The organism is Lacibacter sp. H375 (genome assembly GCF_037892425.1).
Taxonomy (GTDB): Bacteria; Bacteroidota; Bacteroidia; order Chitinophagales; family Chitinophagaceae; genus Lacibacter.
The window spans coordinates 3,455,077-3,470,099 of sequence record NZ_JBBKTT010000001.1 but is presented as its reverse complement, the minus strand read 5'-3'; the positions used below and the strand labels follow the sequence as shown (position 1 = coordinate 3,470,099).

At 39.1% G+C, this 15,023-nt stretch carries 12 protein-coding genes; 4 read left to right on the top strand and 8 right to left on the bottom strand.

Features of this window, described 5'->3' with window-relative positions:
- Positions 1-27: 27 nt before the first annotated feature.
- From WG954_RS14930 to WG954_RS14895, 8 genes are all read right to left on the bottom strand, one after another.
- The gene (locus WG954_RS14930) at positions 28-3,114 is read right to left on the bottom strand and encodes an efflux RND transporter permease subunit (RefSeq protein WP_340437475.1); all 3,087 of its coding nucleotides are present in this window, start codon (positions 3,112-3,114) and stop codon (positions 28-30) included.
- Positions 3,115-3,135: 21 nt separating this feature from the next.
- A complete protein-coding gene (locus WG954_RS14925) occupies positions 3,136-4,197 on the bottom strand; it encodes an efflux RND transporter periplasmic adaptor subunit (RefSeq protein WP_340437474.1) in 1,062 nt (353 codons plus the stop codon).
- A 168-nt stretch (positions 4,198-4,365) separates the two neighbouring features.
- Positions 4,366-5,862 carry a hypothetical protein gene (locus WG954_RS14920; protein ID WP_340437473.1) on the bottom strand — a complete coding sequence of 499 codons (1,497 nt, stop codon included), beginning with the start codon at positions 5,860-5,862 and terminating at the stop codon, positions 4,366-4,368.
- A 42-nt stretch (positions 5,863-5,904) separates the two neighbouring features.
- Positions 5,905-6,099 carry a hypothetical protein gene (locus WG954_RS14915; RefSeq protein ID WP_340437472.1) on the bottom strand — a complete coding sequence of 65 codons (195 nt, stop codon included), beginning with the start codon at positions 6,097-6,099 and terminating at the stop codon, positions 5,905-5,907.
- Positions 6,100-6,124: 25 nt separating this feature from the next.
- The gene (locus WG954_RS14910) at positions 6,125-6,358 is read right to left on the bottom strand and encodes a heavy metal transport/detoxification protein (protein ID WP_340437471.1); all 234 of its coding nucleotides are present in this window, start codon (positions 6,356-6,358) and stop codon (positions 6,125-6,127) included.
- 637 nt (positions 6,359-6,995) lie between these two features.
- Positions 6,996-7,988: a zinc-binding dehydrogenase gene (locus WG954_RS14905; protein WP_340437470.1), complete on the bottom strand. Its 993-nt coding sequence runs from the start codon at positions 7,986-7,988 to the stop codon at positions 6,996-6,998.
- Between the two features lie 154 nt (positions 7,989-8,142).
- Positions 8,143-10,413: a heavy metal translocating P-type ATPase gene (locus WG954_RS14900; protein ID WP_340437469.1), complete on the bottom strand. Its 2,271-nt coding sequence runs from the start codon at positions 10,411-10,413 to the stop codon at positions 8,143-8,145.
- A gap of 91 nt (positions 10,414-10,504) precedes the next feature.
- On the bottom strand, positions 10,505-11,056 hold the full coding sequence (locus WG954_RS14895) for an AraC family transcriptional regulator (protein WP_340437468.1): 552 nt from the start codon (positions 11,054-11,056) through the stop codon (positions 10,505-10,507).
- Positions 11,057-11,201: 145 nt separating this feature from the next.
- Here WG954_RS14895 and WG954_RS14890 point away from each other — a divergent pair, with 145 nt between their 5' ends.
- The 4 genes from WG954_RS14890 to WG954_RS14875 all read left to right on the top strand — a co-directional run bounded on the left by WG954_RS14890 (position 11,202) and on the right by WG954_RS14875 (position 14,875).
- Positions 11,202-11,777: a helix-turn-helix domain-containing protein gene (locus WG954_RS14890; protein WP_340437466.1), complete on the top strand. Its 576-nt coding sequence runs from the start codon at positions 11,202-11,204 to the stop codon at positions 11,775-11,777.
- A gap of 143 nt (positions 11,778-11,920) precedes the next feature.
- Positions 11,921-12,139, top strand: coding sequence for a heavy-metal-associated domain-containing protein (locus tag WG954_RS14885; RefSeq protein ID WP_340437464.1), 219 nt, complete (start codon positions 11,921-11,923; stop codon positions 12,137-12,139).
- A gap of 64 nt (positions 12,140-12,203) precedes the next feature.
- A complete protein-coding gene (locus tag WG954_RS14880; protein ID WP_340437463.1) occupies positions 12,204-12,686 on the top strand; it encodes a DUF3347 domain-containing protein in 483 nt (160 codons plus the stop codon).
- 5 nt (positions 12,687-12,691) lie between these two features.
- Positions 12,692-14,875, top strand: a complete 2,184-nt coding sequence (locus tag WG954_RS14875) for a multicopper oxidase domain-containing protein (protein ID WP_340437462.1) — start codon at positions 12,692-12,694, stop codon at positions 14,873-14,875.
- Positions 14,876-15,023: the final 148 nt, after the last annotated feature.

Sequence of the window (15,023 nt, the reverse complement as noted above, 5' to 3'; positions counted from 1 at the left end):
ACAATTTATTTTATGTAGTCCGATAAATTAAGCTGCAGGTGTTTCGGTGATTTCTTCTACTTCTTTTTTACGTTTACGTGAAGACAGGTAGGAATACACTGCAGGAATAATGAAGAGTGTAAGAACACCTGCGAAGATCAAACCACCTGCAATTACAATTCCCAATGATTGGCGGCTGTTGTTGGTCATTGCAATTGGCAGCGCACCAAAGATCATTGCTAACGAAGTCATCAGAATCGGACGGAAACGTTGTTCAGCTGCCTGGATAGCTGCTTCAAGTTTCGACAATCCGGAATCTTTCAAATGGTTTGCAAACTCAACAATCAGGATTCCATTCTTCGTAATCAATCCAACCAACGTAATGATTCCGATCTGGCTGAACACATTCAGACTCTGACCAAACCAATGTAAACTCAACAATGCACCTGTAACAGCCATTGGTACAGTAAGCATAATAATTAACGGATCACGCAAACTCTCGAACTGTGCCGCCAGTATCATATAGATGAGTAACAAAGCAAGAATGAGTGTGAAATTGATATTACCCTGGCTTTCCTTGAAATCTCTGGACTGACCTGCAAGTGATGTTTTGAAATTTTCGCCTAATACTTCTTTTTTGATACGTTCCATTTCTGCAATACCATCGGCAAGGCTTACACCTGGTGCCAAACCTGCAGAGACGGTTGCTGATGTATATTGATCATAACGATAGATTGCGGCAGGACTAATACCTTCATCAATTGTAACAAGATTATCCAACGAGATCATTGCACCATTTGCCGAACGAACATAAATTGAACGTAGATCACTGATATCATTTCTGTTTGTACGTTCAACTTGTCCAATCACTTCATATTGTCTGTCGTTGCGTAAGAAATAACCATAGCGTTGGCCGGAGAAAGAAAGCTGTAATGCTCTTGCTACTTCCTGGATAGATACCCCTATCAACGCAGCTTTACTTCTGTCGATATTGATCTTTAATTCCGGTTTATTCATTTTCAGATCAGCATCTACAAACATCAGTTTCGGACTTTGTCTTGCAGCGTTCAAAAACTTGGGCAGCACTGCATTTACACTGTCGAGATCAGCAGCCTGTAATACAAATTGTACCGGCATACCTCCACCATAGCGTGTTCCAATAGTTGGAGGCAGATAAGGAAACAATAAAATGTTTCTGAAATTACCAGATGCCATCCCATACTTATTATACAATTGCTGAATAGATGTTTTCCTTTCTTTCGGGTCTTTCAAGTAAATAGACTGTACGGCAAAACTTGTTGGTGCCGGAGCAGGAATAAACGAAATAGCAACCATAGAGTATGTTTGATATAATCCATCTGTTGAATCATTCACAAACTTTCCTACTTCCATCATGTTTTGTTTCATCTTTTCAAATGAAACACCTTCGGGTGCAATTGCAATTAAACTCATATTGCTTCTGTCTTCAACCGGGGCAAGCTCAGATGGCAATTTCTTTCCAACGAAGTAAATGATGGCAGAAGTTGCAACTAAGAATACCCAGGCCATCCAACGATGTTTCATAAACCTGCGCAGCAATGAGCCATAACCATTATTCAATCGTATAAAAAATGGTTCAGTTGTGCGGTAAAGCCAATTGGGCTTTACCTGTTTCTTTAAAAGATAAGCACTGAGCATTGGCGATAATGTTAATGCAACAAAAGCCGATACCAATACCGAACCTGAAACTACAATCGCAAACTCTTTAAACAACTGTCCGCTGATACCTCCCATAAAGATGATTGGCATAAATACTGCTGCCAATGTGATAGTAGTAGAGATCACAGCAAAATAAATTTCTTTACTTCCTGCAAAAGCAGCCTGTACAGGGCTCATGCCCTCCTCTACTTTTTTGTAAATATTTTCGAGCACTACAATGGCATCATCAACCACCAATCCAATTGCAAGTACCAGACCCAGCAAGGTTAATACGTTTATTGAAAAGCCTGCGATATACATGATAAAGAATGCCGATAGTATGGAAACCGGAATTGCTACCACAGGGATAATAGTTGATCGCCAGTCTCGCAGAAACAGGAAGATGATGATAACCACCAAGCCGAATGCAATGAAAAGTGTTTCTTCCACTTCCTTTATTGATTCACGTACTGGACGGGTAAAATCAAACCCAACGATCAAACGGTATTCTTTTGAAATTTCATTCCGTAATTGATCCAGTCTTTTATAAAACTCATCCACCACTTCAATAGCATTGGCTCCACGTTGAATTTGTATGGCAACACCAACTCCTACAATATTGCTGCCTCCTGTTTCGTTGATAATTGCATTCCGCTCATTCATTTCCCCCAGTTCAGCAAAGCCAACATCTTTCAACTTAATAACAGAGCCAGCGGTGTGTTTAATGATCATCTCATTAAATTCTTCCGGTTTTGTTAAACGGCCAAGTGTGCGAACACTCAGTTCATTACTGTTACCTTCAATACGTCCCGAAGGCAGATCAATATTTTCACGTTGTAATGCCACACGTATATCTTCGGGTGTGAGTTGATAAGCCGCCAGTTTTACAGGATCGAACCGTAAACGCATGGCGTATTTGTGTTCACCAACAATTGCCACCCGTTGAATACCGGGTATCGATTGCATCCGGTCTTTAATAACTGTTGATGCAAGATGGCTTACTTCTTTGATGTCTTTAGTATCACTCTCCACCTCAAGAAATGCAACAAGATTATCAGGTGAAGTAGCTTTTTCTACGATTGGTGGATCTACATCAGCCGGCAATTGATTTTTTGATTTCGCCACTTTATCCCTTACATCATTCAATGCATCTTCCAGATCAACATCACGGTTAAACTCAATGGATATAACACTTACCTGCTCTCTCGATTCACTGGAGATAGTACGTACTCCATTCGCTTCAGCAATGGATTCCTCCATTGGCTTGGTGATCTTTGAAGCAATTACATCGGGACTTGCGCCGGGGTAAAATGTGACAACTGAAATAACGGGCGGTTCCGTCATTGGAAATTCACGCACCCCCAGGTAACGCCAGCCAACCAATCCTGCAATTACGATCAATGCAGAAAACACTGCCGCCAATACCGGCTTCTTTATACTTAATGATGGTAAACTCATATACTCTTTTTTACTGGGTGATTATTTATGTGATACAACTGCAACGGGAGTACCATCAGCAGCACGAAGTGTATTTGATATCATAACACTGTCACCTGGTTGAAGTCCGGATTTAATCACAGCTTCACTTTCATTCCTGTTACCGATTACTACGGGAATAAGTTTTGCAACTCCATTCCTGACTACAAACACACTGTAGCCATTACCTCCTGGAATCAATGCTTCAGTTGGAAGCATAATACTCTTTTCGTTTTTGCCTGATGTACTGAACGACACCCGTGCAGACATACCTGGTTTGTATTTATTACCTGCATTTGAGAATTGTGCCTGTACTATGATATTTCGAGATTGAGCATCAAGTGAAGCCTCTGTTGATACAACAACAGCAGTAGCCATTTGGCTATTCAACTCTGTAGTGAAATAAATTTTACTGCCGGGCTTAACAACAGATATATATTTTTCAGAAACACTGAATTGAATTTTCATTACCTGTTGCTCCACCAGGCTTACCAATGGTACACCCGGTGTTACAAATGATCCCGTAAATACTTTGCTGATTCCAATAAGTCCTGAAAACGGAGCTTTGATCACTGTTTTCGATAACTCAACCTCAAGCAATTCTTTTTGAGCCTGCAATGATTGTAAACGTGCGAGTGCAACATCATACTCTTCCCGGCGAACACTTTCCGTTCTTAACAATTCGCTCAACCGCTTTTCATTAATGACTGCAAGATTCATTTCTGCATCCAGCTGCCGAATACGTGCTTTAATATCACTGTCCTGTAATTTATACAGGGCTTGCCCGGCTTCTACAAAGCTTCCGTCTTTAAATAACACCATGCTGATTTTCTTTGGCAACTCGCCGGTAATGTCCACAACACGGTTTGCAACAATTGAACCTGCAACCACTTCGCTCTGATCAATATTAGCAGCTGCAACAATCTTTACATCTACCGGTAAAGCCGGTACAATTGCTGCGGTTTTGTTCGTTTGCTTATCGCCTGATGCTTTTGATGAACAGGCTATTGCTGAAATTGCAATAAACAGCACCATACTGATTGATTTCAAAAAATTGACTTGCATAAAATCTGTTTTTATTTTTCGATTATTTAAAAACAAAATTAGATATGCAGTAACGCCTCATTATTATACTATGGCAGCAATGATGTATATCATTTCCACAAATAAAAAAAGGGATTGAAAACAATCCCTTCTATTACTGATAGAATATATCAGCTCTGAACCTAAAACCTACTGGTAACGGAAAACTTTTTTGATCCTGTATAAATGTTGTTGCGATGAATATCCTTTATAGCTTACATACGATTCTTTGGGATACCCATCCTCATCATAAACATATTCATACCGATATGGAATGACTGTTGGAAAACCACCGGCATATCCTTTTAACATCGACTTTAAATTATTCTTTGAAGAATTGGTGAAGTAAAGATCATCATATCCTAACTGGTGATAAGGATTTACAAAGGCATCATAGTCATATGTGCCGGATTCTGCACCACCTGTTGAAGTTTGCGCACGATCTTCAATTTTATTTCCATGCTTAAATTTTATTCTGTACTGCATACTGTTGTTATTACTGAACAGGTAATCAACCAGGGTTTCATTAATATCGTTTACAACGCTGTAAGAAACGGCAGCACCAGTGTGTTGATCATAACTTTTATTAAACATTGAACGGATCAAATTGCCGTTACGTTCTATAGCTGTGTAGCCAGTAAGTTGCTGGTTGGCATTGTACCGATACACAGTATCCCATGCATCCGGATGTGAGTAATGAAAATTGTAAACAAACGTAAGTGGCAATCCTGAAACCTGTATAGATCTTTGATAGTAACGGATAGATTTTAATTTGCTGTTTGAGTTATAGAAATATTCAGACCTGCTCTCCGCTGTTGTTGCACCTGAATTTTCAATAAAAACTGATTCTTCAACAATGCGTTTGGCAGAACGGTTTCCGGCTAATGTCACAAGCATCTTATTGCTCACTTCAGAACTGTTGTATTGCTTTTGAATGCTGGTGTTCCATTTGTTAACACTGAATGTGTAGTTGCTATAATCCTTAGGAACCTGCACATTAGTAATACCTTGCCTCAAATCAACTTCTCTAGACCAATGGTGGCCATTTGCATTTACAGCTTCCACTTTCAAAAAGCCCGGCAAACTGTCGTAAACAACTGTACCTACGGTAATTTGCAAATGTGCCTGAACTGTAAAATATGGTTCAAAACCAAAATCTGTTGTTGTATAGCCAAACAACGTAGGCGATTCAGAAAAAGAAACAGGTAAAACAGAAATTGATGCAGGCTGTACTCCCGCAGCACTAATATTTATTTGTATCGGCAATGAAGCATTAACGAGTGCTGCTTTAGCTGATTGTTTTATCGGCGTTGCATACTTAGCAGTATCAGATGATTTTACAACCATCAGCTTACTGAGTTTATAACTACCTTTTTCAAGTTTTATTTTTTCACTGATGTATTGCTGATTAGCAGTGGTAACAGCAATTTTACGGTTGGTAAAAACTGAATCTCCATTTTCCTTTGTAATACTAAGAATTGCATACAAACCTCCCTGGTTTGGCTCCATACCTGTTAAAGCAAGTTGGAGATAAGAAGAACTGTCAACAAGTGCAGGTGCTGAAGGAACCGGTTCAGCAGGTTTTCTACAACCGATAACAATAGTGAAACAGACTACAGTGATAAACAAAATGGATTTAAAATACATGTGATAAGGTTGAATAATGAATGTATGTTTACAAAAGAATAATCAATGAATTAAATAATATTCCTCTGTTGAAACGGTGTATACTCCCCGTTTCGGTAATGCAGCAGGTGCATCAGCTACTTGAATCGCTTTCAATTGTTGCTTCCCAACCAATTTATTGGTAACAGCAGCGGGCAAAATAATAATTCCTGTAAACGAGCCAACAACTATCAGAAATACCATAATTATAGAATACATAGCAGTTATTTTTTAATGAATAATATTAGAAAATGGCATAAAAGTCTTCGATATTAACGGCATAAAAACCTGCCTTGTGCACTGCATCTATCACCTTCATTTCATTTATGACGCCGGGAGAATAAACCATCAGTTTTTTTTCGGTGCCCATAATATCCAATTGCCAGTTAGCAGATCCAACCGCATTGTTTAACAATGGAGCAACCCTTTGCAGCGCTTTCTCACTGCTGATGTTGGTTTTAAAAGTAATGAGTTCCATAATTTTTTTATTATAGGTTATTCGCCCTGAATATTCTCATCGCCAGGCGTATTAATTGTCCAAAAACATTCTGACAAACTTTAACTGTTTAACTTTTTCAGAATACAAAAATCGAAACAGCATAGAACTTAGTTCTTGGCGTTTACCAAGATTTTAAAACGTTCAATGTATCAGGAAGTAAAGACTGATTAGAGCTTTTAAACCTGCCGGTTTTAATACTTTACTATGCCGAATCCGATTTTGCTACACAAATGTTGCACTGTATCTTAAATCAAAAAATAAACTGCTTTAAGTTTTTGTGCTACATCAGACTCACAATTCAAAGCTACAATGCCACCTGAGCGTTTGTGTTATACTATAAGCCCGCTGATGTATATAATTAGGTTGATGATAAAAAAGCCCTGCATTTTGCAGGGCTCAACCAAAACCAACTTAAACCTACTGTTCTTGTATTATAGTTGTCAATCGAAAGATGAATCATTAAAACCTAAATTGCTTATCACAAACCTTTCACTACATAACTCCTTCACACATCATACAAGCAAATTAATAGCCAACTGGCAAGGCCTTTAATAAGAATCTCAGCACAGTTGCCATATTTTATGACTATTTATGAAATCGAAAGTTCATTGAAGATTTATATGACCGAAAGCAAGATCTTGCCAAAATGTTCTCCTGAGTGCATATAATCAGCAGCTTCGTTTATCTCACTTAGCGAAAAGATTCTATCTATTGTTGGATATAATTTATGTTCAGAATAATAATTAAGCATCGCTCTAAATTCTTCATGAGTGCCCATCATTGTTCCTGAGATCAGCAACTGCTTATTAAAAATAACTGATGGTTTAAGATGATTGATATCACCGGCTGTTCTGCCAAAAAGAATAATTCTTGCAGCAGGCTTGGCAACCTCAGTAAGTGATGCAAAACCGTTACCACCGGCACTATCTACAATTACATCAAAACCACCAATACTATTTTTTGCATTATGAACCCAGTCAGCATCTTTATAATTAAAGCCACCGGCAGCACCTAACTCAATTGCCTGGGTTATTTTCTTTTCCGAAGAAGATGTAACATAAACCACAGCACCTGCAGAAACAGCCATCTGTAATAAAAACAAAGCAGCACCACCGCCAATACCGGTAATTAATACGGTATCACTGGCTGTAATTTTAGCTTTCGTAAACAATGCCCGGTAGGCAGTCAGAGCAGCCAATGGAATTGCAGCTGCTTCTTTTAAAGATAAGTGAGGAGGTTTTTCATACACAAAAGATTGATCAATTTTTATGTACTCTGCGAATGTTCCGTTAGTTGGATTTCCCAAAATCTGGTAAGATTCACCGAAGAAACGACTATCATCACCCCAATACATACTGGGATTGATCACTACCTCCTTACCTATTAGTGAAGTGTCGGCTTCTTCGCCTACAGCTATTACGATTCCACTACCGTCTGAACCAGATATCACAGCCCTATCCAGAACTTTTTCCTGCCAGATCCATAAATCCAAATGATTCAATGCCGCATAATGTAACTGAATAAGCACCTCACGTTTACCAGGAAATGGCTTTTCTACTTCAGATACAGCAAGCGGAATATCTTTTGATTGAAATTGTACAGCTTTCACTAATCAAATTTTTATTTTACAATTTATGTTTCTATTGTACAGTGTTGGTTAATCCTTTACCTCTATTAAGTTATTTAGAATTACTACACCTGTCAAAAAAACATTTCTTTTAACTTGAATAATTGATAAGGGTAATCAGTTATTCAATTTAACATCAAGTTAAAGATGAATATTTCAAACGTAAACTGTTGCTCACCACACTTACACTGCTTAATGCCATGGCAGCTCCTGCAATCATTGGATCAAGCAAGAATCCATTGATGGGATACAATACACCGGCAGCAATTGGTATACCGATAAGATTATAAATAAAGGCCCAGAATAAGTTTTGCTTAATCGTATTTACTGTTTTCCTGGAAAGACTTAAAGCCTTAGGAATACTGGTAAGATCGGAAGTAATCAAAGTCATCTTTGCAACATCCATTGCAATATCACTCCCTTTACCCATGGCAATACTTACGTCGGCCTGTGCCAATGCATGGCTATCGTTAATACCATCGCCCACCATTGCAACTACTTTGCCTTGCTGTTGCAGCATCTGTACAAATGCGGCTTTGTCTGCCGGCATTACTTCTGCTTTATATTCTTTCAATCCAACTTCTTTTGCAATAGCAGCTGCTGTTTGCTTATTATCTCCTGTAAGCATATACACTTCAATACCTTTTTTCTGTAAACTTTCAACAGCAGCCTTTGAACTTTCTTTTATTTTATCAGCAATTGCAATAACCGCTACTACTGTTTTATTCTCTGCAAAAGCAATCACCGTTTTTGCCTGCTGCTGCAATTCATTGGTGCGTGCAATAAACTGCTCACTAATGGCAATGGCATTATCCTGCAGCAATTTAGCATTACCAACAAAGTATTGTTTGCCGTTATATAAAGCAGCTACACCTTTACCGGTAATACTTTCTATTTGCTGCAACGCAACAGGAGTGATCCTTTCTTTTTGAAAGAAACGCACCACTGCTTCTGCAAGCGGATGTTCCGATTGCATTTCAATTGACAATAAAATAGACTTCAGCTGCTTTATGTCAATATTCTCAGCAAACATTGCGTCACTCACTTCAGGTTTGCCTTCAGTAATGGTACCTGTTTTGTCTAAAATAATTGCATCCACTTTATGTGCAAGCTCTAAACTCTCTGCATCTTTAATAAGAATATTATGTTCAGCGCCTTTACCCACACCAACCATTATAGCAGTGGGCGTAGCTAAACCCAACGCACAAGGACAGGCAATCACCAACACTGTAACTGCAGTTAACAATGCATGTGTAAATGCATTTTCGCCACCAAACAACATCCATGCAATAAAAGTGAGAATAGAAATACCGATTACAATGGGCACAAAGATGCCCGCAATTTTATCAACCAGCTTTTGTACCGGAGCTTTACTCCCCTGCGCTTCCTGCACCATTTTAATGATCTGCGAAAGCAATGTTTCTGCTCCAACTTTTTCTGCACGAAAGCGAAAACTTCCTTTTTGGTTTATGGTTCCTGCAAATACTTTATCGCCTGCATTCTTTTCAACAGGTATTGGTTCACCGGTAATCATACTCTCATCAACAAAAGATTCACCTCCTGTAACTTCACCATCAACGGGAATTTTCTCTCCAGGCTTTACTAATAAGATAAAATTCTTTTTCACCTGGCTCACGGGTAATTCCTGTGTATGACCATCTTCCAGCATCAACGTAACTGTTTTTGGCTGAAGACCCATTAATTTTTTGATAGCAGATGATGTGTTTGACTTTGCTTTTTCTTCCAGCATTTTTCCAAGCGATATAAATGCAACTACCACGGCAGCGGCTTCAAAGTAAACATGTGCATGCAAGCCACGTGCATGCCAAAATTCCGGGAAAAACGTATTAAAGACACTAAAGAGCCAGGCAATACCTGTACTTAAAGCAACCAGGGTATCCATATTCGCTTTTCCATGACGGGCCTGTTTCCATGCATTTACAAAAAAACTTCTGCCGAAATAAAACACAACCGGCGTGGCGAGTGCCATCATAATATAATTGCCATAAGGCATATCCATAAAGAACATACCGATAATAACAACAGGCACTGATAAAACAGACGACCAGATGGTACGTTGCTTCACTGCCTCATAATGTTTTTGCTGTGCAGCTTCTTTTATCTCATCTTGATTTTCTTTTTCGATAATAATATCGTAACCAATTGAACGGATAGTTTCCTGGAATTGTTCAGGTGTAGCAATTGCAGAATCATATTCAACCCATGCATCCTGGTTGGCAAAATTTACCCCGGCATCTTTAACCCCTTCAACTGATTTCAGCATTGATTCAACACTTACAGCGCAGGCTGCACAAGTCATTTCAAGAACGGGAAATGTCTCTTTCACAAGTGTTTTATTTTTTGTTTTTGCTGAAACAGATTTCTTATTAATAGTTTCTTGTTCCATAAATTTTCTTTGTACAAAGCTAATTTGCACTTCTCCGTTTGTTGTTATACAATCAGTGCACTGTTGTATATAATTTCAAGCTGCAGACTGTTCATCCCCGGCTTTGCCGCATCGCTTTAAAATGAGATGGATTTAATCCTGTTTGTTGTTTAAACTGGCGGGACAAATGTGCAACGCTGCTGAACCCAAGTTGAAAAGAAATATCTGCCAACGTAAGCGATGTGTACACCAACAATTCTTTGATCTTTTCAATACGATATTCAATAACGAATTTTTCAATTGTTGTACCCTCCTCAGCTGAGAACTGCTGACTGATGAAATCGTAATCTTTACCCAGCTTTTGTGCCAGCAGATCAGAAAACCGAAAATGATGCGGGAAGTCAAACTCACCTGAATATACATCGGCGACAATCTGCTTTACTTCTTTAACGAGTTTTCTGCGTTTATTTTCCAAAACACTAAACCCGAGCGGTGCAAGCTTCTTGTTAAGCCCTTCATAATCTGTAAACGGGGCTTGTACAGCAAACTTCACTTCACCCAGGTTTACTTCGTCCAGTTCAATACCCAGATTCTTTAGTTCCTGTGTAACGGTGGTAATGCAGCGGTTGCAAACCATTCCTTTAATAAAAACTGTTTGTTGCATAGCATTTTGATTTGGTACAACAAAGTAAAAGAAGGGAACTGCCGGCGTTGTTATATGATTTGGTGAGAATTGTATAAAATCTGCTGTTCTGTATTACAGGGCGACTGATGGCATGTTCCTTTTCTGTGATTATATTTGCAGTACAATGTCTGTAATTCTGCATATAAAAAACATGGTGTGCGACCGATGTGTTATGGTTGTAAGGCAGCAATTTGATGAATTGCAGCTTTCCTACAAAAACATTCAATTGGGCCAGGTGGAACTGAGTGAGGAACCAGACACAGCACAAGTGGAAAAACTACGGGCCATGTTGCAGCAACAGGGATTTGAGTTACTGGACGATAAGAAAGCGAAGACCGTAGATCGTATTAAAACAGTTATTGTATCGCTCATACATGGTAAAGATGCGGATGAATTCAACCTGAAATTATCCGCTATGCTGGAAGAAAAGATTGGCATGGATTACCATTACCTCAGCAGCCTGTTTTCATCAGTAGAAGGTATTACAATTGAAAAGTATGCCATTCTTCAACGCATTGAAAAAGTCAAAGAATTGCTGATGTATGATGAAAAAAACCTCAGTGAAATTGCCTATGAGATGGGGTACAGCAGCACACAGCATCTGTCGCAGCAGTTTAAAAAAGTAACAGGTTTAACCCCATCGCATTTCAAGCAACTGAAAGAAAACAAACGCAAACCTCTCGACAAGATCACAGAATAAGCCCGTATTAGTTTCCATACTGAAATTATATACATCTCCCTCCTTATTATGTAACAGTCGGTCATTCCCCTCTTTCTAATTTTACATCGTAAACAAACCGGCAATTAGCCGGTAAAAAGATTGAACGATTAAATTTTTGAAAGATGGACGCATTAACATTCAAAACAAACATCAAGTGCTCAGGCTGTATTGCAAAAGCAACTCCTTTTCTTGATCAGGTAGCGGGCAAGGATAATTGGGAAGTGGACATTACGAATCCTGATAAGATCCTTCGTATTGAAACAGATGAGGCAATCACTACCAGCGACATCATTAAAGCAGTTACAGAAGCTGGCTACAAAGCCGAAGCTATTCAACAGTAAACAGTATAGCTGGTAAGAATCTTTACCGGCTATACTTTATTTCTCAACTTCATCTCAAACAAATATGAAATCATTGTTCCTTGCACTTGCTGTTTTCATTTGTACTGTGGCAGCAGCACAAAGCAAGTCAGTTTCCGCAGTATTAAATGCCTACTACAAACTAAAGAATGAACTTGTTGCCGGCAACAGCTCAGTATCAGCCGCTGCTGCAGCAGAGCTTAAATCAGCTATTGAGGCTGTAAATAATTCAAACGCTTCTGCTGCAGAAGTAAAAGCATTTGATCCGGTGAAACAAAAACTTCAAGCCGATGCATCTTCGGTTGCAGCATCAAACGACATCAATAAACAAAGGGAATTATTCTCTTCAATGTCAAATAACATGATCAGTCTTGCAAAAGCAATCAAAATGTCAGATCAAGAAATTTATGTCGATTACTGTTCTATGAAGAAATCTTATTGGTTAAGTGCAGATAAAGCTATCAGGAATCCATACTATGGAAACAAAATGCTTACCTGTGGAAACGTAAAAGAAACGATTAAACAGTAATCAACATGAAACCGATCTACAGTCTTTTGGCGGTCATCTTTTTTGTAATGCAAACAAGCGCTCAGCATGGCATGCAAAAGGCAACAACTGCAAAAGAGCCGTTCATGACCAGAAACGGCAACAAGATTGTTTATCACTTGTATGTAACCGATACAATTGTTAATTACACAGGTAAGAAGGCGAAAGGCGTTGCAATTAACGGAACCATTCCGGCACCAACCCTTCATTTTACTGAAGGCGACACTGCTGAAATTCATGTGCACAACAAGATGCATATGGAAACATCTATTCATTGGCACGGATTGATCTTACCGAACGAACAGGATGGAGTTCCCTATTTAACAACAGCACCTATTAAAGACCACAGCACACATATTTTCCGTTTCCCCATTGTGCAGCATGGTACCTATTGGTATCATTCGCACACCATGTTGCAGGAACAGAGCGGTATGTATGGTGCGATTGTTATTCATGAAAAAGAAAAACAAGCGATAGCTGAAGAAGTAGTGTTGCTGAGCGATTGGACAAATGAAAACCCCAACCAGGTAGAACGTTCACTTCATTATGCAACAGATTGGTATGCCATAAAAAAGAAAGCAACACAGGATTATCTGCAGGCGTTGAAAGAAAAAAGACTCGGTGTAAAAATCACAAACGAATGGAAACGCATGCTTGCAATGGATGTAAGTGATGTGTATTATGACGCACTGTTCACCAACGGAAAAATATCAGAAGAAAAGAAACAATACAAAGCAGGTGACAGAGTTCGGCTACGTATTATCAACGGGAGTTCATCAACCTATTTCTGGGTGCAGTTTGCAGGAGGAGAGATGAGTGTTATTGCAAATGATGGTGCTGAAGTAGAGCCGGTGGAAGTAGATCGCTTTATTGTGGGTGTTTCCGAAACTTATGATGTAATGGTTACAATTCCTGAAGATGGCAGCTATGAGTTACTATCAACATCTGAAGATCGTACAAGAAGTACATCTCTTTGGTTAGGCAACGGAGCAAAACATGCAGCCGGTGCAATGCCACGACTCAAATACTTCGAAGGTATGAAGATGATGAACGACATGATGAATATGGATGGCAGTATGAATGACATGGATATGAACATGAGTTTGCAGCAGATGGATATGAATACGGTAATGTATCCTGAAATTGTTGACAGTAATAAATCCATTGTTACACTAAACTACGCCATGCTGAAAGCGCCGAAGAAAACAACATTACCCGAAGGCCCCGTTCGTGAATTGAAGTTTGAACTTACCGGCAACATGACAAGATATGTTTGGACAATGGATAATAAAACCATTTCTGAGTCGGATAAAATAATGATCAAGCAAGGTGAAAACATCCGTATTATTTTAACCAACAATTCCATGATGCGTCACCCCATGCATCTACATGGACATTTTTTCCGCACACTAAACGGTCAAGGTGAATATTCTCCACTAAAAACCGTACTTGATATTATGCCAATGGAAACAGATACCATTGAGTTTCATGCATCAGAAAAATATGGCGATTGGTATTTTCATTGCCACATCCTTTATCACATGATGAGTGGCATGGGTCGAATATTTACCTATGAGAACACACCTCCTAATCCACAATTACCCGATCCTAAGAAAGCATTGAAAAAAGTGTATCATGATGACCGTCGTATGTATTTTTCAGCACAGGTTGGTTTGGAAAGCACGGGCAGCGATGGAGAGATCATGTATTCCAATACACGATGGATGCTGCAGAACGAATGGCGTTTGGGATTAACTGCAGCAAAAGGATTTGAAAATGAATTACACATTGGTAGGTTGATTGGACGTAACCAATGGCTGATGCCTTATATCGGATTCGACTGGCGCTATCGTAAACATGGAGAAGCTGAGAAGAATCTTTTCGGGCAAGTGAATACAAAAGATAAACGTGGAGTTGTTTGTTTTGGTTTTCAATATACGTTGCCTATGATGGTAAGAGCTGATGCAAGGATTGACACGGAAGGAAAGTTGCGTGTGCAATTAGGCAGAGAAGATATCCCTGTCAGCAGCAGGTTACGTTTCAACTTTATGGCGAACAGTGATAAAGAGTACATGGCTGGATTCAGGTATATCTTAACGAAATACATTTCTCTTTCCACGCACTATGATAGTGATATGGGATTAGGCGGAGGATTGACGATAACTTATTAGTGTAATTGATACATCAACTAAGGGCTTCAGCATAGTCAGCATTTTGCAGGATTGCACCGACATATTAAAACTAGAGTGAAACATTAAAAACAAATTCAGCTAGAAGTGAGAGGGTTTGAAGCAAATAATCGCATTTTATCCAAACAAA